General features: G+C 32.2%; 23 protein-coding genes. 13 read left to right on the top strand and 10 right to left on the bottom strand.

All coding sequences use genetic code 11. The features are described from left to right. Positions 1–54: 54 nt before the first annotated feature. Entirely contained in the window at positions 55–1,182 is a 1,128-nt protein-coding gene (locus HM981_RS05760; RefSeq protein WP_179337614.1) for a metal ABC transporter permease, read from the top strand. Beyond that, positions 1,175–2,335, top strand: coding sequence for a metal ABC transporter permease (locus tag HM981_RS05755; RefSeq protein ID WP_179337613.1), 1,161 nt, complete (start codon positions 1,175–1,177; stop codon positions 2,333–2,335). The genes HM981_RS05760 and HM981_RS05755 overlap by 8 nt, the downstream gene beginning before the upstream one ends. Before the next feature lie 294 nt (positions 2,336–2,629). On the opposite strand, the gene HM981_RS05750 is transcribed toward HM981_RS05755, so the two are convergent. Continuing rightward, the gene (locus tag HM981_RS05750; RefSeq protein WP_179337612.1) at positions 2,630–3,418 is read right to left on the bottom strand and encodes a TerB family tellurite resistance protein; all 789 of its coding nucleotides are present in this window, start codon (positions 3,416–3,418) and stop codon (positions 2,630–2,632) included. A gap of 115 nt (positions 3,419–3,533) precedes the next feature. Here HM981_RS05750 and HM981_RS05745 point away from each other — a divergent pair, with 115 nt between their 5' ends. From HM981_RS05745 to HM981_RS05725, 5 genes are all read left to right on the top strand, one after another. Next, positions 3,534–3,947 carry a hypothetical protein gene (locus HM981_RS05745; protein ID WP_179337611.1) on the top strand — a complete coding sequence of 138 codons (414 nt, stop codon included), beginning with the start codon at positions 3,534–3,536 and terminating at the stop codon, positions 3,945–3,947. A gap of 121 nt (positions 3,948–4,068) precedes the next feature. Further along, positions 4,069–4,479, top strand: coding sequence for a BrxA/BrxB family bacilliredoxin (locus tag HM981_RS05740; RefSeq protein WP_179337610.1), 411 nt, complete (start codon positions 4,069–4,071; stop codon positions 4,477–4,479). 100 nt (positions 4,480–4,579) lie between these two features. Next, the gene (locus HM981_RS05735; RefSeq protein ID WP_179337609.1) at positions 4,580–5,317 is read left to right on the top strand and encodes a lysophospholipid acyltransferase family protein; all 738 of its coding nucleotides are present in this window, start codon (positions 4,580–4,582) and stop codon (positions 5,315–5,317) included. Between the two features lie 23 nt (positions 5,318–5,340). Beyond that, complete coding sequence (locus tag HM981_RS05730; protein WP_179337608.1) at positions 5,341–6,321, top strand: acyl-ACP desaturase; 981 nt, start codon at positions 5,341–5,343, stop codon at positions 6,319–6,321. Between the two features lie 9 nt (positions 6,322–6,330). Then, the gene (locus tag HM981_RS05725) at positions 6,331–6,993 is read left to right on the top strand and encodes an HD domain-containing protein (RefSeq protein WP_218846282.1); all 663 of its coding nucleotides are present in this window, start codon (positions 6,331–6,333) and stop codon (positions 6,991–6,993) included. Positions 6,994–7,049: 56 nt separating this feature from the next. Here HM981_RS05725 and HM981_RS05720 read toward each other — a convergent pair whose 3' ends face one another. From HM981_RS05720 to HM981_RS05710, 3 genes are all read right to left on the bottom strand, one after another. After that, complete coding sequence (locus HM981_RS05720) at positions 7,050–7,829, bottom strand: hypothetical protein (RefSeq protein WP_179337607.1); 780 nt, start codon at positions 7,827–7,829, stop codon at positions 7,050–7,052. Positions 7,830–7,944: 115 nt separating this feature from the next. Next, positions 7,945–8,118, bottom strand: a complete 174-nt coding sequence (locus HM981_RS05715) for a hypothetical protein (RefSeq protein ID WP_179337606.1) — start codon at positions 8,116–8,118, stop codon at positions 7,945–7,947. Positions 8,119–8,147: 29 nt separating this feature from the next. Further along, positions 8,148–9,026 carry an AraC family transcriptional regulator gene (locus HM981_RS05710; protein WP_179337605.1) on the bottom strand — a complete coding sequence of 293 codons (879 nt, stop codon included), beginning with the start codon at positions 9,024–9,026 and terminating at the stop codon, positions 8,148–8,150. A 280-nt stretch (positions 9,027–9,306) separates the two neighbouring features. On the opposite strand from HM981_RS05710, the gene HM981_RS05705 reads away from it, so the two are divergent. Both HM981_RS05705 and HM981_RS05700 read left to right on the top strand, forming a co-directional pair. Beyond that, a complete protein-coding gene (locus tag HM981_RS05705) occupies positions 9,307–9,864 on the top strand; it encodes a hypothetical protein (protein ID WP_179337604.1) in 558 nt (185 codons plus the stop codon). A 421-nt stretch (positions 9,865–10,285) separates the two neighbouring features. Then, on the top strand, positions 10,286–10,822 hold the full coding sequence (locus HM981_RS05700) for a hypothetical protein (RefSeq protein WP_179337603.1): 537 nt from the start codon (positions 10,286–10,288) through the stop codon (positions 10,820–10,822). A 142-nt stretch (positions 10,823–10,964) separates the two neighbouring features. Here the strand turns inward: HM981_RS05700 and HM981_RS05695 are convergent, their stop codons facing one another. The 5 genes from HM981_RS05695 to hemH all read right to left on the bottom strand — a co-directional run bounded on the left by HM981_RS05695 (position 10,965) and on the right by hemH (position 16,487). Then, a complete protein-coding gene (locus tag HM981_RS05695) occupies positions 10,965–11,747 on the bottom strand; it encodes an enoyl-CoA hydratase/isomerase family protein (RefSeq protein ID WP_179337602.1) in 783 nt (260 codons plus the stop codon). Between the two features lie 101 nt (positions 11,748–11,848). Then, positions 11,849–13,333 carry a sensor histidine kinase gene (locus HM981_RS05690; RefSeq protein WP_246286117.1) on the bottom strand — a complete coding sequence of 495 codons (1,485 nt, stop codon included), beginning with the start codon at positions 13,331–13,333 and terminating at the stop codon, positions 11,849–11,851. A 150-nt stretch (positions 13,334–13,483) separates the two neighbouring features. Beyond that, the gene (locus HM981_RS05685) at positions 13,484–14,032 is read right to left on the bottom strand and encodes a CopD family protein (RefSeq protein WP_179337601.1); all 549 of its coding nucleotides are present in this window, start codon (positions 14,030–14,032) and stop codon (positions 13,484–13,486) included. A gap of 62 nt (positions 14,033–14,094) precedes the next feature. Next, entirely contained in the window at positions 14,095–15,450 is a 1,356-nt protein-coding gene (locus HM981_RS05680; RefSeq protein ID WP_179337600.1) for an MATE family efflux transporter, read from the bottom strand. After that, positions 15,450–16,487: a ferrochelatase gene (gene hemH / locus HM981_RS05675; protein ID WP_179337599.1), complete on the bottom strand. Its 1,038-nt coding sequence runs from the start codon at positions 16,485–16,487 to the stop codon at positions 15,450–15,452. The genes HM981_RS05680 and hemH overlap by 1 nt, the downstream gene beginning before the upstream one ends. Positions 16,488–16,800: 313 nt before the next feature. Here hemH and HM981_RS05670 point away from each other — a divergent pair, with 313 nt between their 5' ends. Further along, on the top strand, positions 16,801–20,307 hold the full coding sequence (locus tag HM981_RS05670) for a TraB/GumN family protein (RefSeq protein WP_179337598.1): 3,507 nt from the start codon (positions 16,801–16,803) through the stop codon (positions 20,305–20,307). Between the two features lie 116 nt (positions 20,308–20,423). Then, positions 20,424–20,648 carry a PLDc N-terminal domain-containing protein gene (locus HM981_RS17570; RefSeq protein WP_179337597.1) on the top strand — a complete coding sequence of 75 codons (225 nt, stop codon included), beginning with the start codon at positions 20,424–20,426 and terminating at the stop codon, positions 20,646–20,648. On the opposite strand, the gene HM981_RS05660 is transcribed toward HM981_RS17570, so the two are convergent. Beyond that, positions 20,641–21,540, bottom strand: coding sequence for an AraC family transcriptional regulator (locus HM981_RS05660; protein WP_179337596.1), 900 nt, complete (start codon positions 21,538–21,540; stop codon positions 20,641–20,643). The genes HM981_RS17570 and HM981_RS05660 overlap by 8 nt on opposite strands. Before the next feature lie 209 nt (positions 21,541–21,749). On the opposite strand from HM981_RS05660, the gene hemA reads away from it, so the two are divergent. Continuing rightward, positions 21,750–22,997, top strand: coding sequence for a glutamyl-tRNA reductase (gene hemA, locus HM981_RS05655; protein WP_179337595.1), 1,248 nt, complete (start codon positions 21,750–21,752; stop codon positions 22,995–22,997). Next, positions 22,990–24,570: a hydroxymethylbilane synthase gene (gene hemC, locus HM981_RS05650; RefSeq protein WP_179337594.1), complete on the top strand. Its 1,581-nt coding sequence runs from the start codon at positions 22,990–22,992 to the stop codon at positions 24,568–24,570. Before hemA ends, hemC begins: the two co-directional genes overlap by 8 nt. Positions 24,571–24,652: the final 82 nt, after the last annotated feature.

The raw sequence follows: 24,652 nt of genomic DNA, 5'->3' as shown, positions 1-24,652 counted from the left end.
TGACAAAACAACGTTAACTATTGTGAAATAGGAGATTCCCATTTCCCAGGAATTATGGATATAACAGAATACATACAACTAGTTTTCACAGACTACACACTAAGAACCATAACTCTTGGCACAGCTATTTTAGGTGCTGTAACAGGAATGCTTGGCAGTTTTGCTGTACTAAGAAAACAAAGTTTATTGGGTGATGCTATTTCTCATGCAGCCTTACCTGGAATTGCCATTGCATTTTTAATTACTGGAGCAAAAGACAGTAATACTTTATTAATTGGTGCCTTAATTAGCGGATTAATTGGAACATTTTGGATTAGAGGAATTGTATCCAAAACCCACTTAAAATCGGATACCGCTTTAGGTTTAATTCTATCCTTATTTTTTGGATTTGGAATGTTGCTACTCACGTTTATACAAAAACAACCCAATGCCAACCAAGCCGGATTAGACAAGTACCTTTTTGGACAAGCCGCCACTTTAGTAGAAAGTGATGTTTGGACTATGGCAATTGTAACTGGAATTTGCCTCATTGTAATGCTTACGTTTTGGAAAGAATTTAAAATTCTATTGTTTGACAAGGACTATACCAAAACACTTGGTTTTAATACTAAGATAATTGATATTCTTATTACTGTGTTTATTGTTTTAGCAATTGTATTAGGACTACAAACCGTTGGAGTTGTATTAATGAGTGCTATGCTTTTAGCACCTGCTGCTGCTGCAAGACAATGGACTAATAGCTTATCTGTTATGGTTTTTCTAGCTGCTATCTTCGGAGCATCGTCAGGAATCTTAGGTACTGCAATTAGTGCTAGCCAAAACAATTTATCTACAGGTCCTGTTATAGTCTTAGTTGCTGCAGTCTTTGTTGCATTTTCATTTATATTTTCGCCAAGTCGTGGATTACTGTTTAGACAAATCCGATTTATTAAAAATCGTCGTGATTTAGAATTACACAAAACACTAACCTTTATGCATCACATTGCAGAAACACATGAAGATATCTCGCATCCGCATGCAATTAAACTTTTAAATAATTTTCAAGGTTACACCAAAAACACACTTCAAAAATTAGTCGATAAAAATTATGTACAACTTAATGGAAACATGTGGAGCCTAACTAAAACTGGTTTTGAAACTGCAGCCAATTTGTACACTAAACAAAGCACCAAAGATGAGTAGCGCACAACTAGAAATACAACTTATTGCATGTATTGTTGCTGTGGCTTGCGCCATTCCAGGAACATTTTTAGTACTGCGAAAAATGGCAATGATAAGCGATGCTATAAGTCATTCTATCTTACCAGGAATCGTGGTAGGTTTCTTTATTACACAAGATTTAAATTCACCTTTATTAATTCTACTTGCTGCTTTAACCGGAATAATAACCGTTGTGTTAGTAGAATATATTCAAAAAACAGGATTAGTAAAAGAAGATACAGCTATAGGATTAGTCTTTCCTGCCTTATTTAGTATTGGAGTGATTCTAATTGCCAAAAATGCCAATGATGTTCATTTAGATGTTGATGCCGTTTTATTAGGAGAATTAGCCTTTGCACCTTTTGATCGTCTATTTATTAACGGAACAGATGTTGGCCCTAAATCTCTTTGGGTCGTTGGCACCATTCTACTAATTACCATCACGCTTTTAATACTATTTTTTAAAGAATTAAAAATAAGCACATTTGACAAAGGCTTGGCAGCATCGTTAGGTTTATCTCCAGCCATTATTCATTATGGATTAATGTCTGTAGCATCAGTAACTACAGTCGGAGCTTTTGATGCCGTTGGTGCTATTTTAGTCGTTGCACTAATGATTGCTCCAGCTGCAGCAGCTTATTTATTAACTACCGATTTAAAAAAAATGCTGGCACTTGCTATAAGTTTCGGAATATTTAGTGCCATTTTAGGGTATTGGGTGGCACATTGGCTAGATGCTTCTATTGCTGGATCTATTACAACTGTTCTTGGATTTGTATTTTTAATGGTGTACTTATTTGCACCTTTAAAAGGCATTATTGCCGTAATGTATAGAGAAAAGCAACAACGCACCGAAGTATCACTGCTGACTTTTTTATTACACTTAAAAAACCATGATGAAGTTGAAGAAAGACATGTCAATCACCTTAACGAGCATATAAATTGGCAAAAAGTACGCGCTAAAACGGTTTTAGATTTAGCACTAAAAAATAACATGATTCTTATTGAAAACAATGTAGTATCATTAACAAAGAAAGGTAATGATTTCACGTCTAAAGCCATAGATTACATCATAACTAATGAAGATGCACAGATTGAAGATATGAAGGATGATTTCTTTTTGTTTAGAGGGTAAGTTCTCTATGTTGACATCAACATTTAATACAAAAATGAAAGATTCAACACTCAATATCGACTGAGTATAATATTTTTAAGCCTCATGAAACTATTAAATTATTTTACCGGAAAAGACGGATTAATCCTTGTTGCGTTTATTGTGCTATGTGTTTTTATTTATAATAAGTACAAAACACAACGCTACTTTAAATACATTGAAAAACGAGAGAAAGAAAAAAAGAGGAAGCAATAAGCTATTTTTTTTTAACATCTAACAACCAACTACCAACAACGGCACACTAAAAATAATAGACTATTTAAACCCGCGTTCTTTTTGAATGTGCTCATAAGATTCCTGCACTAATCTAAATTTAGCTTCAGCACCTTCTTGATGTTCTTTACCTAAATGCCCAACACGATCTGGATGGTATTTTTTAGCCATGGTTCTGTAGGCTTTTTTAACTTCAGAATCTGTCGCAGATTTATCAATTTCAAGAATTTTATAGGCATTATCACTACTGTTATAAAACATCGCTTTAATACTCTGATAATCTCTATTACTTATACCCAAATAACCGGTTATAGTAAAAATTTGACGTAATTCGTCTTCTGTAACAATACCATCTGCTTTAGCAATTCCGAATAAAAAATGAAGTAATTGTAATCGCGAAGCATGATCCATCATTTGCTTAATCTGCAAACACACCTGACGAGTAGAAATATTTTGCTTGGTAATACGCTTAAATAATTCAAAAGCTTTATTAGCTCTATCCTTACCATACATATTGGTAAATTGCTGACGCACAAAATCTAATTCACGCTGATCTTGCTTACCATCTGCTTTAATAACAATAGAGGCCAGAATTAACAAACTTACCTCGAAATCGCCAGATTGTGTTTGCGTTTGTTGTGCACGTCTACCATAATTTGGTACCTCTTTATACGTATCACCTTGTCTTTCTGCTCGACGATCACCAAGTAAAGGCGCACCATTGTCTGTTAAATTATCGACAAAGCTACCAAGAGCCAATCCTATAATAGCACCTATTGGACCACCAAACGACCATCCTAAAGCACCACCAATCCATTTTGCAAAACTCATCTATACTTTTTTTTTGAAATTCAAAGATACTATTTGTTAGTTGTATGAAATTACATTTTGTACGCAACCTTTTATATAATTTGGTATCTCTTATATACAACCAACACCTATTATTATGAAATCTAAATTATACATTCTAATCCTAGCCCTAATTACTTTAGGATGCAATTCTGATGACGACGCACAGCAAGACACAAACGCGACCCTTAATGGTTCTTGGTCTTTAATAAATGTTTCAGGAGGTTTCGCTGGTATAGATGACGATTTTGAAATAGGACTTATAACATGGGATTTTGACAATAGTAATTTAAAATTAACAGTGACCAATAATAACACCGAAGAAGTTATTTATGATGGTCTATCATCTGGATATTATGACTTCCAAGTACTTACCACGACAGGCGAAGTTGGATACTTAGTTATACATAATCATGGTATTGATCATGCAATTACCACCTTAACAACATCGCAACTTATATTAGACGAAGGTGTTGCTGCAGATGGTTTTCTTCTCACATTTAGTAGATAGTTTTACAACACTATTGAAAACCAAAATACCATCATTTAAACTGACAACTAGCTACTGAAATCTGCCCACTATTTTTCATTATCTTTGCATTTCAAATTAAGATTAATTAAAATACAAAAATATGTACCCAGCAGAATTAGTAAAACCAATGCGTGAGGATTTAACCAAAGTTGGTTTTGAAGAATTACATACAGCAGAATCTGTAGATAACGCGATTGCAAAAGAAGGAACAACTTTAGTGGTTATAAACTCTGTATGTGGTTGTGCTGCAGCAAATGCAAGACCTGGAGCTCGCATGAGTTTAAAAAATGCAAAGCATCCAGATCATATCGTTACTGTTTTTGCAGGTGTTGACAAAGAAGCTGTTGATGCTGCAAGAGGACACATGATTCCATTTCCTCCAAGTTCGCCATGTATGGCTTTATTTAAAGACGGAGAATTGGTGCACATGTTAGAGCGTCACCATATTGAAGGTCGTCCTGCAGAGTTAATCTCAGAAAACCTTATGGATGCTTATAATGAGCATTGCTAAAAAAAGAACATAGCTTAAAAAGCTAGCTCAAATTTTAAAAAAACCACGAAATACTTCGTGGTTTTTTTGTGCCTAAATTACATTAATTTACATTTGCATTATGAGAAAACTATTAGCCTATCCTCTTTCGGTTTTGTTTTATTTATGCTTTGGACTCACCTTAGTTATATTTCATGTTATTCAATGGTTTTGCCATAAAGTATTTGGTTACAAAGGGCTAAAAAAAGCAGTAGACGCTTTACAGTTTGCAATTATGCGCTGTCTTAATATTTTAGGCACTAGAATTTCTTTTAATAACCCTTATGATATCAGTACAGATAGACCTCTAATTATTGTTGCTAACCACCAAAGCATGTACGACATTTCACCAATATTGTGGTATCTGCGTAAACATCATGTAAAATTTGTTTCTAAAAAAGAATTAGGAAAAGGTATTCCAAGCATCTCTTATAATTTACGTCATGGTGGCTCCGTATTAATAGATCGAAAAAATCCACGTCAGGCATTACCGGCTATGATGAAATTTGCCGAATACATAGAAAAAACAAAAAGAGCCGCTGTTATTTTCCCTGAAGGCACAAGAAGCAAAGACGGAAATCCGAGGCCATTTAAGACTAAAGGATTAGAACTTTTAATGAAAAAAGCTCCTTCTGCTTTAATCGTTCCGATAACTGTAAATAATTCATGGAAGATGTTACGCTATGGTGCGTTTCCAATGGGAATAGGAAATCATATTAAATTTACCGTACATAAGCCCTTAGAAATTATTAACTTTACAGATAAGACCGAATTAATTCAGCAATTAGAGCAAACAATTGTTGATGCTATTGAACGTTAAACATCCTTAAAACTACTATATATATGTCGTTGAAAAATGTAAGATTGGAAGTGATGCAGCATCTTGAAAAAGATGTACAATCTCTTATTGAAAAATATTTAATTCCTGTTGAAAAAATTTGGCAACCTACAGATTTCTTGCCAGATTCTACTAAAGACACATTTTTTGAAGACGTTAAAGAAATTAGAGAACTTTCTAAAGAACTACCTTATGATTTTTGGGTGGTTTTAGTTGGAGATATGATTACTGAAGAAGCTTTACCTAGTTATGAATCTTGGCTTATGGATGTTGAAGGAGTGGACCAAGTAGAACGCAACGGATGGTCTACATGGTTAAGACATTGGACAGGCGAAGAAAACAGACATGGCGATGTTCTTAATAAATACTTATACTTATCTGGTCGTGTAAATATGCGCGAAATTGAAAAAACTACGCAGTATTTAATTAATGATGGTTTTGATATTGGCACAGGTAGAGATCCTTATAAAAACTTTGTTTATACTAGTTTTCAAGAATTAGCAACATATATTTCTCATAATCGTGTAGCTAAAATTGCCAAACAAAAAGGTAATAAACAATTGGCTAAAATGTGTAAGATTATTTCTGGAGATGAGATGCGTCACCACCATGCGTATTCAGAATTTGTAGAGCGTATTTTTGCTGTAGATCCAAGTCAGATGATGATGGCTTTTCATGATATGATGAAGCGTAAAATTGCCATGCCAGCTCATTTTTTAAGAGAATCTGGCGAAAGCATAGGAACTGCATTCGAAGAATTTTCTAACACAGCACAACGTATTGGCGTTTATACATCTAACGATTATGTTGATATTCTTCAGAAATTAATTGACCGTTGGGAAATTGATAAAATTACAGGTCTTAATGACGAAGCTGAAAAGGCAAGAGATTACCTTATGAAGCTACCTCCAAGAATGTATCGTTTATCTGAGCGTATTAAAATTCCTGAAAATTCATTTCAATTTAAATGGGTAGATCCAGCATAATATTTTAGCATGACCATTAACGAAGCTCAACTCATTGAAGCCACCATTAAGTTCGTAAAAACCGAACTTAAACATGCAGAAGGTGGTCACGATTGGTTTCACATAGAACGTGTTTACAAAAACACATTACTAATTGCTAAACAAGAAGACGTTAATATAACTGTCGTTTCTTTAGCCGCATTACTTCATGATATTGCAGATCCTAAATTTAATAATGGTGATGAGACTATTGGACCAAGAGTAGCTAGTCAATTTTTATTACAAGAAAATGTATCTAGTGAAATTATTGAGCATGTTACTCAAATTATTGAAAACATGTCTTTTAAAAATTCATTTGATCTAAACCCGTCTTTTTCATCTAAAGAAATGGAAGTTGTACAAGATGCAGATCGCCTGGATGCTATTGGAGCTATTGGTATTGCACGTTGTTTTAATTATGGTGGATTTAAAGATAGAGCGCTTTATGATCCGGAAATTAAGCCCAACCTTAATATGAGCAAGGCAAAATATAAAAACTCTGCAGCACCAACAATTAATCATTTTTATGAAAAATTATTGTTGCTCAAAGACCAAATGAATACCAAAACAGGAAAAAAAATCGCCTTAGAACGCCATAATTACATGGAAGGATTTTTAAAACAATTCTATGCTGAGTGGAATGGTGAAAAATAAAAAAGTGCGATTTTGAAAATTCAAAATCGCACTTTTTTATTTATTGGATTATATATTTAATCTCTATACGTGTAATTCGCAGAATAGATACTTGTTTCTGTGTATACTTCTCCGTCATATTCCTCTTCGTAATACGTACCTGCTACAGTACCAGAAACAGGATAATTAACACTGTTATAAACATAATCTGCATCTAACTCAAAAAGCAATTCTCCATTTTCATCTCTATATTTAATAGCAGTAATATTATTTACAGGAAATAATAATCTAGCTTGTACAACCTCAGAACTAGAGCTATTTAAAGTTAAATGTAAACCTACATTATCTAAAACATCAATTATACCTGCAGCTTTTAATGTGTAAAAATATGGATTAGGATTAGCGTCATAAGTAATTTCAGCTGTGTATTCAACCTCTGTTTCTTCATCAGTCATATAATCGTAATCAGATACATAAAATGTTATCATTTTAGGATTACCATTATCATCATATTCCGTTACCTCTCCTGTTTCAAAAGCATTATAAGGAGATTCATATAACTCTTCTATATTTAAGTTATCTCCACTACCACTTACATTAGTTAGTTCACTATTACTATAAACAAAAATACTACTCTCTGTGCCGTCTGTAACAGATGAGACTCTATCTGCAGCATCATAATTAACGGTTATTGTAGTATCATCTTCACCATCTTGAGCAGAAACAATGGCTATCGTTTTTATATATCTTGCTTCAGCATCAGGATTAGCTCCTTCAAAATCATCTGAAGCAGAGTCGCTACAACTTGCAAAAATTAGTAAAAAAAGGCAGTAAAAATAAGTAGATTTTAAATTCATAATTTTAGTTTAATTGATAATTAATGAATTACAAATATATTTAATATAATTTTAGACCATGTCATTACAAAGAATTAAAAAACCAATGTATTATTAATTTTAAAGAATCTTCTAATTAATTTTCTTTAGCAACTTCTAAAGCCGTTAATTTATATTCTATAATGGCCATTTCTTCACCATATTGAATTATTTCATCTGCTGATAAGTTACTATTTGAGTTTACAGCATCTAAAATATCTTGACCTTTTTTAGAATAATAAGCAATCGCAATTTCAATTTTATCGTCCATAAGTATCTATTAAATATAAAAACTATTAATTATTGAACCATCATCTTTAACTCTCCTCTATATTTAGAAGCACTTTTACCTGTAAATTCTTTAAACAACTTATTAAAGTGAGAAAAATTATTGAAACCGCATTCAAAGCTTACATCTGCAATACTCATTTGACTTTCAGAAAGTAATTTAGTTGCATGTACAATACGGTATTCATTAACCAACTTAGTAAATGTTTTCCCTGTTACTTTTTTAAAGTAGCGACAGAATGCAGGAACCGTCATACTAACCTTATCAGCAATTTCATCTAAACTAATATGTTGCTGGAAGTTTTGGTTAACATGTTTAAAAATCACATCAATCTTAGCACTATCTTGAGGTTCTGTTTCAAAAGCAAATCCATCCGCATTTAATATGGTATAATCTTCAGATTTTGCTAAACCATGTAACACCTCTAATAAAATTAATATTTTTTTGAAGCCTGTTTTTTCATTTAGCTTTTCAATTTTCTTTCCTAGCTTCAATTTTGTTTTAACACCAAAAAGAATTCCTTTTTTAGAAAGTTCAAACAATTGGTTAATAGCTTCCATTTCTGGAATATCAAAAAAACGATCCCCTAAAAATTCGGGTTTAAATTGCACTAAGGTTTCAGAACCATTAATAGTTAATCTGTCCGTAAAACCATTGTGTGGCAAATTAGAACCTATTAATAGGAGTTGACTATTATTAAAGTAAGATAAGTGATTACCTATATGGCGTTTTCCTTGTCCTTTATTAACATATACTAATTCTATTTCTGGGTGAAAATGCCAAAACGGCTTTTTTTCTCCTTTATAAGCATCAATTTGATGTTTCCTTACTAAAATTGAACTACCAAATTCAGGGCTTATTTTTTCTAAAGTAGGTTTTCTTGTATTCATAACGTATTTATTACTGCAAAGTTAAGTCTATTGAATTTCAAAACCTATAGAAGATTAACAATAATATATCCTATATTAACCTAATATGATAATTTAAAACCCTTAAAGGTTAATTATGCATATAAATGTGCCAAAATCGTTGTTTTCTAATAGTCAAAGTCGCTATACATTTGTAGTGTTAATCATTTAAACTGAAATTTAAAAAAAGCCATACAATTAAACACCAATAAATTAGAAGGCAGATTTTAAATTTCTATGTAATTAAAAAAAATGAAACATTATGAAAACATTATTTAAAAACATTTTAGTATTAGCTGTGATGTTAGGAACATGCACAAGCTACGCAAATGCAACATTAGAAGTTTTACCTGCTTTTAATAATGTAAAAAAAGGAAACTCAATTTCTGTTACCGATGCTGCTGGAGAACTCATCTTTAGTGGTGTAATAAATTTTGACGGTAACGTTAGTCGTCTTTACGATTTTTCACAATTAGAAGATGGTCTATATAATATTGAAGTCGAAAAAGACTACGAAATTGAAATTAGCACTGTAGAAGTAAAAAATAATAGTGTACGTTTTATCTTTCAAGGAGCTGAAAAGATTTTTAAACCTGTGTTTAGAGTAGAAGAAGATAGAGTTATTATTTCAAAAATAGCTATAGATACTGCAGAAATGCAAATAGACCTTTACTATGGAGATGTATTAATACATTCTGAAAACGTAGAGGGAACTGATGTATTAAATCGAGTTTATAAACTTGATAATACTATCAAAGGAGACTATACTGCCGTTGTTACATCTAACAAGAGAGTATACGTTGAGAACTTTAGAATATAGATTGTTGTTTATATTAGTTAATTTAGTAGAAAAAGTGGGCAGTAGAGAGCCCACTTTTTTTTTGTTTAAAATCTAATATTATTCATTTTATAGCATTAATCTACAATTCCCTTCTTGCCATTATACCTAATGAAAAATACCTCTAACTTATAGCAGAACTGCTTACCGCTTAAAAATACCACCTCTTGCTCTTCTCTTATAAAATTAATTCTTAAAATTAAGAATTATGCTACCAAAACGATAATTACACCAGATTACTAAATCTATAGAAAATTACCACTAATATATGCTTAATTGACAAAATAGAATACCATAAACATACATTAGGTTAATTTAGTATATAAATGTGCCAAAATCGTTGTTTCGTAAAGTTAAAACCTACTATATATTTGTACCAGAGATCGTTTAAATAGATTTTATTATGAAAACACTTTTCAAAAGTATTTTAGTATTAGCTGTAATGTTTGGAACATCTGCTAGCTACGCCAACGAAGTTGTAGACGTAAAAGAAGGTAATCAAATTTCAGTATCTGATGCTTCTGGTGAAGTTATATATAATGGACGTATTAACGTCAGTGGTAACATTAAAAATCTATTTGATTTTTCAGAATTAAATGACGGTGTTTACACTGTTGAAATCAATAAAGACTTCGAAATTGAAATTAACACTATAGAAGTAAAGAAGCATATCGTTACTTATTCACAAAACTCTAGTGAAACTATTTTTAAGCCTGTCTTTAGAACAGAAGATTCAAAAATAATTGTTTCTAAATTAGCTATTAATAATGAAGAAATGTCTATTGAATTATATTTCGGAAACGATTTAATTCACTCAGAAACTCTTAAAGGAGGTCAAATTTTAAACCGAGTTTACAAATTAGACCAAAACCTTAAGGGCAACTATACTGCGGTTATTACAACCAACAACCGTGTATTTGTTGAAGATTTTAGAATATAAATTGTTGTTTATATATTAGTTTTTTATTTAGTTAAAAAGTGGACCAGAAATGGTCCACTTTTTTGTTTTAAAGAATTTGATTCATAACAAAATGCTTTACTTAGTCTATATCGCAACATGTAAAACACCTCATTAACCCTATCTACTTCCCAGGAAAATCTGCCTTACGCTTGCCTAAAAATGCTGTTGTACCTTCAACAAAATCTTCAGTACCAAAGCATTTTCCAAATTGCTTAATCTCTACTTTAAAACCATCCTTGCCATCTCTGTAATTTGCATTAATTGCTTTTATAGCTTTACTAATGGCTACTGAAGAATTTCTCATAATCTTACCAGCAATTTTCTCAGCTAATGCTAACAATTCTTCTTGCGCTACAACATGATTTACCAAACCATAACTTAAGGCCTGGTTAGCATCTATCATTCCCGCTGTCATTACCATTTCCATAGCTCTACCTTTACCAACTAATTGAGGTAAGCGTTGTGTACCTCCATAACCTGGAATTACACCAAGCGAGGTTTCTGGTAATCCCATTTTGGCATTTGTACTTGCGACTCTAAAATGACATGCCATTGCTAATTCTAGTCCGCCACCAAGTGCAAATCCGTTAACTGCTGCAATAACTGGTGTGCTAAGGTTTTCTACAAAATCAAACAATAACGCTTGACCTTGCGCTGCTAATTTACCTCCTTCTTTTACATCAAAATCAGCAAACTCACTGATATCTGCACCAGCAATAAAGGCTTTTTCTCCACTTCCTGTAACAATAACAACTTTAGTGTTTTTATCATTTTCTGCGGCATCAAAAGCATCGTGCAGCTCCTGAATGGTATTTTTGTTTAAAGCGTTTAATTTTTTTGGTCTGTTAATGGTAATCGTTGTGATACCATCTGCATAGTTAGATAATATGTTTTCGTAATTCATTAAAATTTATTTTTATCCCCTTGAGAAAGGAAATCTAATTGATATCTTCTTTAAATTTCTTAACCAACTTTATAACTCTAATAACTGCTATAATTGGCCAGTTAAGCAATTCCTGAACTCATAGGAATTGTTTGATCTATTGGGAAAGTTACCGTAAAAATTGTCCCTTTTCCTAATTGTGAAGTAAAGGTAATACTTCCGTTATAAGTTTCTACAATGTTTTTTACCATGGCTAACCCTAATCCCATACCACTAGATTTGGTAGTAAACTTAGGTTCAAAAATCTTAGCTTTAGTTTCTTCTGGAATTCCAGAGCCATTATCTTCAATGGTAATATTCACATTTTCATTGTCACTAAATACACGCACTTTTATTTTTGGATTTTCAGAATCTTCAGGAATGGCCTGAGTACCGTTTTTCACCAAATTAGTAACCACTCGTATTAACTGTGTCCTATCAAATTTAGCTATAATTTCTTCAGTTTCAGGATAGAATTCAATATAACCTTCATTAAAAATATCTAATGCTAGCTTTACAATATGCACTACGTTAAGGACTTCACTTTTCTGAGCTGGCATTTTAGCAAAATTTGAAAATGCCGAAGCAATAGAACTCATTGTATCTATTTGTTGAATCAAAGTATTACTATACTCATTAACTTTCTGATATATGTTTTCATCCTCAGGATTAAACTTTCGCTGAAAACTTTGAACGGTTAATCTCATTGGTGTTAACGGGTTTTTAATCTCATGTGCCACTTGTTTTGCCATTTCTCTCCAAGCTTGTTCTCGTTCATTGGTTGCTAAAACCACTGCACTAGCTTCCAACTCATCAATCATACTATTATAAGAATTAACGAGTGTTTCAATTTCTTCACTAGATGATTCTATCTGAATTTTTTTATTCCGTTTTTCCAATCGGGTTTCATTCATCTTATCACTTATGGTTTTTAGTGATTTGGTAATGAATTTAGATATAAAATAAGCAAAGATGATGGCCACCAAAATTAAGACCAAATACGCATAAGCCAAACGCAATAAGAACTCTTGTAATTCCTTATTTAGAAAATCATCATTCTCCAAATATGGCAGATTTAAAATGGCTAGATTTTTAAATTTTTCATCAGTTATATAGGAATACGACGACTGAAATGTCTGGCCGTTTTCTTTATTCTTAATCACATAACGGTGTTCTATTGTATTAGACAATTCATTAAGAATATTAGCATTTAAGCACATTTCTGTAGTATCACGCTGGATGGTTCTTTTTGAACTTTTTAGTAATTGACCATCTAAATCATAGAGGTTAATTTGCAGATTATGAATAGCGTCTATGTCAAAAATTTCATCTTTAAAAATTAAAGGAATATTCTTTGTCGTAACAGGATATGTAGTTTCTCTAATAGCAAAATTAATACTACGCCTAATGGCTTTTTCCTTTCGTTCTAAACGCTCTTTATGGTAGTCTTTAGCCTCTTCATTGTACTGATAAATGGTTACGGCTGCTATTAGTATTGAAGCCACCAACACCAAAAGTATCATGTTAATATTTATTCGGGCTCTTAAGGACAGACGTTTTTTACTCATAGAAATACCCAAAGAAACGGGTGCTTTTTAATTCAGAATTAACACCAAATAAACATTAAATCTTATTTAGTATACGCTTTTAAATATAGCAATAATCAATCCAAAGACTCTATGTGTAAATTAAAAAAAGCAAATGGTAATAGACTATTTTTAGGCATCCGGATTTTTAGACCGAATATTCTTGTACAATTTGAAACCTAACATAATTAGGACTCCTAATACAAAAATGCCAATAATTCCAAAAATCCAATTAATAGAACTTTTGAGAATTACAAGAAAAACAACAGCGAAGAGGATGAACGTTGCTCCTTCATTCCAAATTCGCATATAGCTAGACGTTACTTTAACCTCATCATTTTGAAGTTGTTTGTAATACAAATGGGTTTTATAATGGTAAATAAAAAGTAGCACTACAAATAGTAATTTTACATGCATCCAACTTTGTTGAAACCAACTTGGCATTAAAATCATTAACCAAACTGCGAAAAATGTCGCCAAAATTGCAGAAGGCCAAGTGATAATAAACCACAATCGCTTAGACATTAATTTTAATTGTTTACCTAAAATTTCTTTATCTGGTGATGGTTTATGAAACGCTTCAATTTGATATACAAATAATCTAGGAATGTAAAATAATCCAGCAAACCACGTAATAACAAATATGAGATGTAAAGATTTTATATAATTATAATACTCCATGTTGTAGAAATCGTATGTTGAAAATTGATCTGTTATTCAAAACTAAAATTACGGATTAAAAATTATTCAATCGCTTTAGGATTCAAATTTATCTTTACTTCGCGATGCAAAAAGTAAGCAGTTACAATTGTAGAAAGCACATCTGAAATAGGAAATGACATCCAAATTCCAAGTTCACCAAAATATAAAGGTAAAATATACATCAGCGGAATAAAGAAAATAGCCTGTCTTGTAAGCGTTAGTAATAATGCTGGCAATGCTTTACCAACCGCTTGAAAATAAGCCGCTCCTATAAGTTGAAGTGCTACAATTGGCACCGCAGCAAAAGTCCATCGCATATTACTTGGTGTGACATTAATAACATCTACATCTGTTGTAAACCATTTGGTTATAACTTCTGGAAAAACCATTAAGCCAATAAATACCAAAGCTCCAAGAATAGTAGCATATTTTATAGCCGTGTAAATAACCTCTTTAACTCTACTATAATGTTCTGCACCATAATTGTAACCTGCAATTGGAATAAAGCCTTGTGTAATTCCAAACACAGGAAACAGGGCAAACATACTTAGTCTCCCTACAATAGCATAGGCTGTTACGGAGGTTTCTCCACCAAAATTATAAAGCGCATTGTTAACTAATAAAAACGTGACACTAACTATGGCTTGCCTCGCTAAGGTTACAAAACCTAAAGACCCTATTTCTGAGACAATAGTTTTATCGAAACCAAAATGCGAAAGATTAATTTTTAATTCAGAATGTTTAGATAAAAAATACCAGAATATAAATAGAAAAGAAACCACATAAGAACCTGTCGTTGCCCAAGCTGCTCCAGCCATTCCGTAATCTAAAACATTTATAAAAACATAATCTAAAACCAGGTTTCCAATAGAAGGAATAAGCATCGCGTACATGGCAAATTTAGGTTTCCCTTCTGCTCTAATTACATTATTACCCAACATTACAAAGCCTAAAACAGGCACTCCGTAAAGAATGATTTCATAATACACTTTAGCCGGATCAAAAATATTTCCTTTTCCTCCAAAAGCAGGAATTAAAGTATCTACAAAATACAACCCGAAAATGGCAAATGTTACCGTAAATAAAAATGTGAGGGTTAATTGGTTTCCAAATGTTTTTAATGCTTTTTCCTTATTATCTGCACCTAAGGCACGCGATATAATTGAAGAACCACCAACACCAATTGCCATACCAAGTGCTGCAATAAAAAACGACACAGGAAGGACTACATTAATAGCTGCTATGGCTGTAGAACCAATCCAATTACCAACAAAAATAGTATCTACCAAGATGTTAAGCGACATCACCAAAATACCTATAGATGCAGGTACGGCTTGCTGAATAAGTAATTTACCAATAGGCAAATTACCCATGTCTTGTGAAGATACTTTAGTCATTAAACTACAGTGTTTTTAACACTTGCCCACTCCTCTATTATATTTGCCATGACTTCAGCAAAATCATCACGTTCATTTAAACATGGAATAACTGTAAATTCTTTTCCTCCCATTTCGTGGAAAATCTCCTCACCTTCCATAGCTATTTCTTCTAAAGTCTCTAGACAGTCGCTCACAAAAGCAGGCGTTACAATGGCCATTTTTTTTGTACCTGCCTTACCCATTCGTTCTATCGTTCTATCTGTATACGGCTGTAACCATGGATCAAAACCTAGTCTAGATTGAAACGTAGTAGAATACGTGCCATTCTTTAACCCTAATTTTTTTGCCACATTTACTGTGGTAATTTCGCATTGATGACGGTAACAAAACTCGTGTTGCTTACTACCCATTTTAAAACAGCATTTGCCATTCATTTTACAGTTACCATTGGTAATATCACTTTTTCGAATATGTCTTTCAGGAACTCCATGATAACTGAAAAGAATATGTTCATAATCTAAATCATTCAAAGTTTCACCTATACTTTTAGAAAGTACGTTGATATAGTCTTCGCGATTATAAAACGCTGGAGTTCTAGTAATTTTTACATTTGGAAAATGTTCAGCAACCAACTCATCAACTTTTACATCAATAGTTTCTGTGGTAGCCATTGCAAATTGTGGATATAGCGGAATTGTTTTTATTTCGGTACAGCCTTTATCTACCAATTCTTGTAAGCCTTTTTTAATTGTCATGCTTCCATAACGCATTGCTAAAGCCACAGGATAATCTACTTTTTCTTGTACTTTTTCTTGTAATCGTTCAGAAAGTACAATTAACGGAGACCCATCTTCCCACCAAATTTTTTGATATGCTGCAGCCGATTGTTTTGGACGCGTATTTAAAATAATACCTTTTACCAACAAGGTTCTTGCCCAAAGTGATAAATCAATTACACGTTCGTCCATTAAAAACTCACCAAGATATTTCTTAACATCTTTAGGGCTTGGGCTGTCTGGAGAGCCCAAATTCACTAATAAAATTCCTTTTGACATAGTTCTCTTTTTCAGATGCAAAAATACAACTCTAAATACAATCCTTAATCATGGTTTGTATTGGTTTTATTTATCATGGTATCATCAAATATTTTAATGATTTTAAAGTTATATTATTTTTAATTGTAGCTCTATGAGTAAGGTTTTTCATCGAGTTTAACATATTCTAAAGCACTATTGAAAGGATTTAAATATCTTTACAAGGCTTGATGACATTTTATTTTAAAACAATCATATTCAAAATTTTCTGATTTACAATAATCATTATTTTTGAACAGCATGTGACAATTAAAGCCTAAACAAACTCTAATACATGAAGAAATTCCTTTCAGCAATTCTTATATTATTTTCAATACTTGCTTATTCACAACAAAAATACCAGAGTTTATTATGGGAAATCACAGGAAACGGTCTTAAAAAACCGTCCTATCTTTATGGCACAATGCATGTAAGCAAAAAAGTTGCTTTTCGTTTAGATGATGTATTCTACAAAGCTTTAGAAGAAAGTGATTGTATTGCTCTAGAATCTGACCCAACAACATGGCCTGGTTTTAATTACGAAATGATGCTTAACCAAATGGCATCGTTCAACAATTACAATAATGATTTTTACACCAATTTATTTAAGTTATCGCATCCTCAAGAAATGGCAATTAGAGGTTCTGTCCGTATGGATAATAATGCTGTAAATGCCTATTTATATAGAAAAAGCAGTTCTTCAGATAATTTTGAAGAAGAAACATATTTGGACATGTTTATTTTTCAGGCTGGAAAGAAAAACAACAAAAAAATATATGCTTTAGAAGATTTAGCAGAATCTAGATACTTAACTACAAAAGCAGCTTACAATGCTAATAAAAAAGAATTAGATCCTTGGATTCAGAAACTTTACGCCAAAGAGAATGCTAGTTTGATTCAAGAAAATTTATATCGCGACAGAAACTTAGATTTATTAGATTCTATTGGTGCTGGTGTAAACACTGAGTTTTTTAGAGAAAACATGCTCTATATTAGAAATGAGAATATGGTGGTTTCTTTAGAAAAACTAATACCTACTAAATCTGTATTTGCAGGCGTTGGCGCAGCACATTTACCTGGAGAAAAAGGCATGATTAATCTGTTACGCCAAAGAGGTTATACTGTAAAAATGTTAACATCAAAACAAACTAATTACAGTAAAATAGCGAAGCTAAAATTAGATAGCCTATTTATAAATCCAGAATTAAAACTACAAAAATCTCCAGATGAATTTATGAGCTTAAAAACTTATGATACGTTGCGAGAATTCTCTTATGCTGGACAAAAATATTACTTAGATCCAGACATGACTAATGGTGCTTATTTAACCATCAATAGAATTAGTCGCTTTATCTATTTACCCAACGAAAAGGAAAACATTACACTCAAAGAAATTGATCATTTATTGTATGAAGATATTCCTGGAGATATTATAAAAAAAGAAATATTAATACAACCCTACCCTGGAATTAGTATTGTAAACAAAACCAAAAAAGGGGAATTTCAGAAATATCATATTTACCAAACTCCTTTAGAAATTATTATTCTAAAATTTGCTGGTCGTAGTGACTTTGTACTAAAACACGAAGCTGAAATATTTAATTCTATCGCTTTAAAAACTCCTACAAACACTGCACAATTATTTGTAGCTCCAAGCAAAAAATTCCAAGTTAATTTTCCTGATTATTATGTTGCTAGTAACATGAATAACTATGGCAAAAAATTATTGGAAGGCTATAAAAATGATGCTTATTATTTTCTTGAAGAAGCCGTCTTAAATGATATATCTTACATAGAAGAAGATAGTTTTGAAGCTAAATATTTTCATCATGCTTTGTATAAAACCTATAAACTTACAGAAGCAGATGGAGGTTTTAAAGCAGGCGATTATAAAACATATGAATCTCATGCTGTATTAGATTCTACTACAAACAAGAATTTATACTTAAAGACCGTTGTAAAAGACGGGAGTTACTATTTACTAGGTTATGTAGGCAAAAACGAAGCTGATAAAAACGACTTTTTCAAGTCGTTCAAATTCAACAAAACGGAGTACAACCATTTTGAGAAAGTAGTGGATACAACATTGCATTTTTCCGTAAAAACAAATGGAAAAGCATCAACACCAAATCCTTATGAATATAATGGTCGTCAAAAACTAAAAATTTATGAACAAGTTATAACTGAAACCACCTATTCCACACCTACCAACGAGCAAATAATGGTCTCTAGAACCAAGTTTCACGATTTACAAATGTTTCATAACATCGATAGTATTTGGAAAAATTTAGAGGATAAAGTTAATTATAGATCCCATTATTACAATGATGCAAAAGCATTCAAGATTGATAACATATTGTCATCTAAAAAAGACGGTATTTACACCAATAGTTTTAGTTACACAGATTCATCAAGCGCAAAACAGGTGCTCGTAAAAAACATCATTAAAGAAGGTGTACTTTTCGAAATGAAAACGTTAATAGATTCTATAAGTGGTCCATCCACGTTTGTTACTGAATTTTACAATTCGTTTACACCAAACGATACGCTTTTAGGTAAAGCTGTATTGAAAGATAAAACCAAACTATTTTTTAAAGCACTAAGAGCAAATGACAGTTTGGTTTTTGAATCTTATAACCTCATTAAGTTTAAAAAACACAACAGTAAAGACATCCTTTCTGTTCTCAAGGAATTTAAATTTGATAAAGACCGCCTAGACATAAAATCTTATCTCGTAGAACAGCTTATTAAAATAGATTTAAAAAATAACTTATCATTTATAAAGCAATTGTACTATGATAGTTATTCCGATCCGCAAATACAAACAGCCATCCTAGAAGGCTTGCTCGATTCTAACAAAAAAGAATCATATAAAATAGCTTTAGAATTAATGGAGCGCGATTTACCGCTTGACAATGTTGGCAGTCTGTTTTATAATTATTACGGAAAAGATTCTTTAGAACTCAAAGCAACACTATTTCCAAAAATATTAGAATATGCAACCATATCAGAATACAAGCAGCCACTATACGCTTTGCTTGCTAGAGTAAAAGATAGTGGATTTGTGAAGCTTAAAACCTATTCTAAATATAAAAATCAACTTATAAATGATGGTAAAATTGAAGTAAAACGAAACTTAGGCAATACAGATTATGGTTACAATTCATATTCTCATAACCTCACTAACTATGTAAGACTCATTTTCCCGTATAGAAAAGAGCGTTCTGCGCAAGATTTCTATGAAAAATTATTGAATGTAGATGATAACGTCGCATTGGTAAAATACTATATCTTATTAACTAAAGCAAAAGAAACAATTCCAGAAAAATTAACTCAAAAGCTTTTAAAAGATGAAGAAAATCAATACTTACTTCTAGAAGAATTGGATGAAGAAAAGCTTTTAAATAAATTAAAATCTATAAATATTAATCAGCAGCAATATGCCAAATCTAAACTTTTATCTGATGCAAATTTTGAAAAAGAACAAGATTCAATAGCCTTCTTATTTAAACGCGACTTTGTAACCGACAAAGGCAAAAATGCAGTTATGTATTTCTTTAAAATTGATAAAGATGATGAGTATTCTGGTAAGACAGAAGCCCTACATTACATTTCATTTTTAAAGCCAAAAGACCCAAATCAATTGGTTGTCGATTACTATTCTAAATCTGAAAATTATGGCACTATCGTAGATAAAACCAAAGAGACAGAAGAGCAATATATTGAAATCCTAAACCTAGCAATATATAAAGATAGACAACGGGTTACGCCAAGTGGTGGTGGTGGGTATTATGATTATTAGAATTTATAACGAGGCCTGAATATAATTCTTAGGCCAAGTTTCATTTTAACACACTGTAACTTCCAGTATGTTTATAAATTATTGTATTTTTAAAACAAACATCAAATCAATTATATATGAATATTTATTTAATGGTTTCACCAATACAAATTGTTGCCTTTGTAATAATATTAGCTGCATTAGTTATTACCTCTTTAGTTATAGCATCAAAAAATGAGACTAATTTCAATTTTCTTATATGGGCTTTAATTATAATATTTATCCCATTCGTTGGAGGAATTAGCTACTTAATTAAATTTTACACAACTCAAAATAGAAGAGCAAATAAGTTGATTAACTAGAAGCCTGAATATACTTCTTAGGCGTCGTCCCAAATTTCTTTTTAAAAGCGGCAATAAAATGGCTTCCTGTGCTGTACCCTACTTTTAGTCCAACTTCATTAACGTTATAATCACCAGATTCTAAAAGTTTACGGGCTACCTCCATTTTATAATCGAATAGAAAACTAAAAACCGAGTCACCATAAATCTGCTTAAAACCTTCTTTTAATTTTTTCAAGCTTAAATCTATTTCATCTGCTAATTCTTGCAACGTTGGTGGTTCAGCCATATTAGCAATCATAATATCTTTGGCTTTCTTTAATTTAGCGACATTAACCTCATCTACTAAAAACGGACATTGTTCAATATCTGCATCTTCACTTCGGTTAAAAAACAAACTCAACAATTCGTAAGCTTTCCCTTTAAAGTATAAGGATTTTATAGAGCTATTAAGATTAAAACCCATTAACTGATTCAATACAACTGCTATTGAAGGTGAAATTTTTCCGTCTTTATAATATTTTTTATCTCTATTGTCGTCCGTTAAAAACGTCACATAATTAGCATCTTCAGAAAATAATCCATGAAATTTTTCAATCGATATCACTAAAGACACCAACCAAGAATGCGGATTTAAATCGAGATGAATAGGTAAATCACGTTGCGGATTGTAAAGTAACAATGATGTTTCTTCATTAATATTCAACGTATAGTTTCCCTGATTAAAAACAAAAGCCGCTGTGCCTTTGGTACAAAAATGAAATTGTATATAGCTACTATCAATCTCTCTTTCAATATTTTGAACTGCATCGCTGTCGTTTTTACACGTTAGCAAAAAAAAGCCGTCTTCAATACAAGTTTCATCAAAAGCACCTACAGCGATACTTTTAAAAGCTGATTTTTCAAATTTCATTTCCAATCTATTTAGATTCGTTCTAAACAAAGGCCTTAAAAGCCGTTGATTACACTACAAAAATATGATAATTATCATATTTCCATAAAAAACAATCCTAAAAAACCAGAAACGATACTTTAAGTTCTTCTAGCGTTGTTTTTTTATGAATATCAAAATTACATTTGCGCTGTTACTTTCCAATGTCAGGTAAACGAGTAAAGCAACACATGCCAAATAGAAGCAAATATTTTTACGCAATAGGCCTTAGCTATAAAAAAGCTGATGCAAAAGTACGTGGTCATTTTAGTCTAAGTGATGATGCAAAACAAAACGTTTTGTCTCAAGCCAAGCAAAATGGAGTAGAGAGCCTAGTGGTTATTTCTACCTGCAACCGAACCGAACTTTACGGTTTTGCAGAACATCCTTTTCAATTAATTCAGTTATTATGTGAAAACACAAAAGGAACCGTTGAGGAATTTCAAGACGTTGCTTACGTTCACAAAAACAAAGAAGCCATTAACCACATGTTTCGTGTTGGTTCTGGTTTAGATAGTCAAATACTTGGTGATTTCGAAATTATCAGTCAGCTTAAGTTTGGTGCAAAAGCATCACGGAAAGTAGGTTTATTAAATTCGTTTACAGAACGCTTAGTAAATTCTGTAATCCAAGCCAGCAAGCGTATTAAAAACGAAACACAAATATCTTCTGGTGCAACATCTGTATCTTTTGCTTCTGTGCAATACATCATGAATAACGTAGAAACTATTTCAGAAAAGAATATTCTACTCTTCGGAACAGGTAAAATAGGAAGAAATACTTGTGAAAACTTAGTAAAACACACCAAGAATTCACATATCACGTTAATTAACAGAACAAAAACTAAAGCTGAAGAAGTTGCTGGTAAATTCAATCTAATTGTAAAAGATTACGAAAATTTAACCGAAGAACTTAATGCTTCAGATATTATTATTGTTGCCACTGGTGCACAAAACCCAACGGTTTACAAATCTTTAATTTCAACAAAAAAGCCATTATTAGTTTTAGATTTATCTATTCCTAAAAATGTGAATGAAGACATTACGGAACACGATAATATCACCTTAGTGCATTTAGACGATTTAGCTAAAATTACAGATGACACTTTAGAAAAACGAAAAGCATTTATTCCAGATGCTGAAGCTATTATATTAGAAATTACAGCCGAATTTAATGCATGGTTAAACACTTTAAAATTTGTACCAACCATACAGGCTATAAAACATAAATTGACAGATTTTAAAAATTCTGAATTCAATACCCAACGCAAAAAACTAGCTGGTTTTAATGAAGATCATGCTGAATTAATTACCAATAATTTAATTCAGAAAATCACAAATCAGTTTGCGCACCACTTAAGAGAAGATAGCAATACCTCAGATGAAAGCATAGAGCTCATCAAGAAAATATTTCAGTTAGAAACTACCGATAATGTCTAAAATAATTCGCATTGGCACACGCGACAGCCAGCTCGCTATGTGGCAAGCAAAAACTGTTCAATCTCAACTTGAACATTTAGGTCATAAAACCGTCCTTGTTCCCATTAAGTCAACAGGAGATTTAGTTCTCGACAAACCATTATACGAACTTGGTATTACCGGAATTTTCACTAAAACTTTAGATATCGCAATGCTTAAAGGCATAATTGATATTGCGGTTCACTCTTTAAAAGATGTACCAACCGTTTTACCAAAAGGCATTATACAAGGAGCAGTTTTAAAACGCGGAAACATAAACGACACCTTAGTTTTTAAAACAAACGAAGAGTTTTTATCTGCTAAAGATGCGGTTATTGCAACAGGAAGTTTAAGACGACGTGCACAATGGCTTAATCGTTATCCAACGCATACAATTGTTGGTTTACGAGGCAACGTAAATTCTAGACTAGAAAAACTTGAAGAAAACGACGATTGGAATGGAGCTATTTTTGCAGGAGCAGGTTTAGGCCGTTTAGATCTAACACCAGAAGATTCTATTAATTTAAGTTGGATGATTCCTGCGCCAGCTCAAGGTGCTATTATGATTACGGCTTTAGAATCTGATGAAGAAACCAGAGCAGTACTAACTGAAATTAATGACGAAGTCACTCAAATCTGCACATCAATTGAGCGCGAATTCCTAAACCGCTTAGAAGGTGGTTGTACTGCGCCAATTGGAGCTATTTGTTACATTAATAAAGAGGAAGAAGTCAATTTTAAAGGCATTCTTTTAAGTAAAGATGGTACTAAAAAAATAGAGGTTGCTAAAGTTGCGGCTCTTGGAAGTCACCATAATATTGCAGAATTCTGTGCAGACTATATCATAGGAAAAGGGGGTAAAATCTTAATTGACGAATTAACCCAAGGTGATAAAATCACTAATATATATTCAACTAAAAAGTTAACAAACGACCAGGTTGCTAAGTTTCATGATGATGTGGTTGCACAAAGCAATGATTCTGTAAAAATTAATCCTAACCGATTAACTAAAAGCATCATTCGTAATGAAATTGAAAACGTCATTATTACAAGCCAGAATGCAGTTGAAGCCTTATTAACTAACTTTTCTGCTGTAGAATTACAATTCAAAAATATTTATTGCGTCGGTAGAAAAACTAAGGGAATTATTGAAAAACGCATAGGAAAAGTAAAGCATCATGCAACAGACGCAAAAGCTTTAGCCGAACATATGGTTGAATTTATGGATGGCACAGAAGCAACATTTTTCTGTAGTAATTTGAGATTAGATACAATTCCAGATATTTTAGAAGAAAACAATATCAAAGTCAACGAAGTTGAAGCTTACGAAACTAAGTTTGATGCTGAAAAAGTAGAAGGTGATTTAGATGGTGTTATGTTTTATAGTCCATCTACCGTTCAAAGTTTCTTAAAGCAGAATAAAGCAAAAGGTATTGCATTTTGTATAGGAGAAACAACGGCAACTGAAGCTAAGAAGTATTTTGAGGAAGTTCGCGTAGCGAAAGTACCTTTAGTAGAAAGTGTTGTAGAGTTGGTCAACGCGTTCTATGAGTAGAACTGTTGTCATTCCTGCGAAGGCAGGAATCCAAAAAAACAAAGTATAATTAAATAGATTCCTGCTTGCGCAGGAATGACAG

The organism is Winogradskyella ludwigii (assembly GCF_013403985.1).
Taxonomy (GTDB): Bacteria; Bacteroidota; Bacteroidia; order Flavobacteriales; family Flavobacteriaceae; genus Winogradskyella; species Winogradskyella ludwigii.
This window is presented reverse-complemented; position numbering and strand designations above follow the sequence as displayed.

Coding starts and splice junctions, on each gene's coding strand:
- HM981_RS05720 (WP_179337607.1), bottom strand. CDS start 7,829: ATGAATTTAAAATCTACTTATTTTTACTGCCTTTTTTTACTAATTTTT.
- HM981_RS05700 (WP_179337603.1), top strand. CDS start 10,286: ATGAAAACACTTTTCAAAAGTATTTTAGTATTAGCTGTAATGTTTGGA.
- HM981_RS17570 (WP_179337597.1), top strand. CDS start 20,424: ATGAATATTTATTTAATGGTTTCACCAATACAAATTGTTGCCTTTGTA.
- HM981_RS05660 (WP_179337596.1), bottom strand. CDS start 21,540: ATGAAATTTGAAAAATCAGCTTTTAAAAGTATCGCTGTAGGTGCTTTT.
- HM981_RS05710 (WP_179337605.1), bottom strand. CDS start 9,026: ATGAATACAAGAAAACCTACTTTAGAAAAAATAAGCCCTGAATTTGGT.
- hemA (WP_179337595.1), top strand. CDS start 21,750: ATGCCAAATAGAAGCAAATATTTTTACGCAATAGGCCTTAGCTATAAA.
- HM981_RS05750 (WP_179337612.1), bottom strand. CDS start 3,418: ATGAGTTTTGCAAAATGGATTGGTGGTGCTTTAGGATGGTCGTTTGGT.
- HM981_RS05755 (WP_179337613.1), top strand. CDS start 1,175: ATGAGTAGCGCACAACTAGAAATACAACTTATTGCATGTATTGTTGCT.
- hemH (WP_179337599.1), bottom strand. CDS start 16,487: ATGTCAAAAGGAATTTTATTAGTGAATTTGGGCTCTCCAGACAGCCCA.
- HM981_RS05725 (WP_218846282.1), top strand. CDS start 6,331: ATGACCATTAACGAAGCTCAACTCATTGAAGCCACCATTAAGTTCGTA.
- HM981_RS05745 (WP_179337611.1), top strand. CDS start 3,534: ATGAAATCTAAATTATACATTCTAATCCTAGCCCTAATTACTTTAGGA.
- HM981_RS05690 (WP_246286117.1), bottom strand. CDS start 13,333: ATGAGTAAAAAACGTCTGTCCTTAAGAGCCCGAATAAATATTAACATG.
- HM981_RS05715 (WP_179337606.1), bottom strand. CDS start 8,118: ATGGACGATAAAATTGAAATTGCGATTGCTTATTATTCTAAAAAAGGT.
- HM981_RS05735 (WP_179337609.1), top strand. CDS start 4,580: ATGAGAAAACTATTAGCCTATCCTCTTTCGGTTTTGTTTTATTTATGC.
- HM981_RS05760 (WP_179337614.1), top strand. CDS start 55: ATGGATATAACAGAATACATACAACTAGTTTTCACAGACTACACACTA.
- HM981_RS05730 (WP_179337608.1), top strand. CDS start 5,341: ATGTCGTTGAAAAATGTAAGATTGGAAGTGATGCAGCATCTTGAAAAA.
- HM981_RS05740 (WP_179337610.1), top strand. CDS start 4,069: ATGTACCCAGCAGAATTAGTAAAACCAATGCGTGAGGATTTAACCAAA.
- HM981_RS05680 (WP_179337600.1), bottom strand. CDS start 15,450: ATGACTAAAGTATCTTCACAAGACATGGGTAATTTGCCTATTGGTAAA.
- HM981_RS05685 (WP_179337601.1), bottom strand. CDS start 14,032: ATGGAGTATTATAATTATATAAAATCTTTACATCTCATATTTGTTATT.
- HM981_RS05695 (WP_179337602.1), bottom strand. CDS start 11,747: ATGAATTACGAAAACATATTATCTAACTATGCAGATGGTATCACAACG.
- hemC (WP_179337594.1), top strand. CDS start 22,990: ATGTCTAAAATAATTCGCATTGGCACACGCGACAGCCAGCTCGCTATG.
- HM981_RS05670 (WP_179337598.1), top strand. CDS start 16,801: ATGAAGAAATTCCTTTCAGCAATTCTTATATTATTTTCAATACTTGCT.
- HM981_RS05705 (WP_179337604.1), top strand. CDS start 9,307: ATGAAAACATTATTTAAAAACATTTTAGTATTAGCTGTGATGTTAGGA.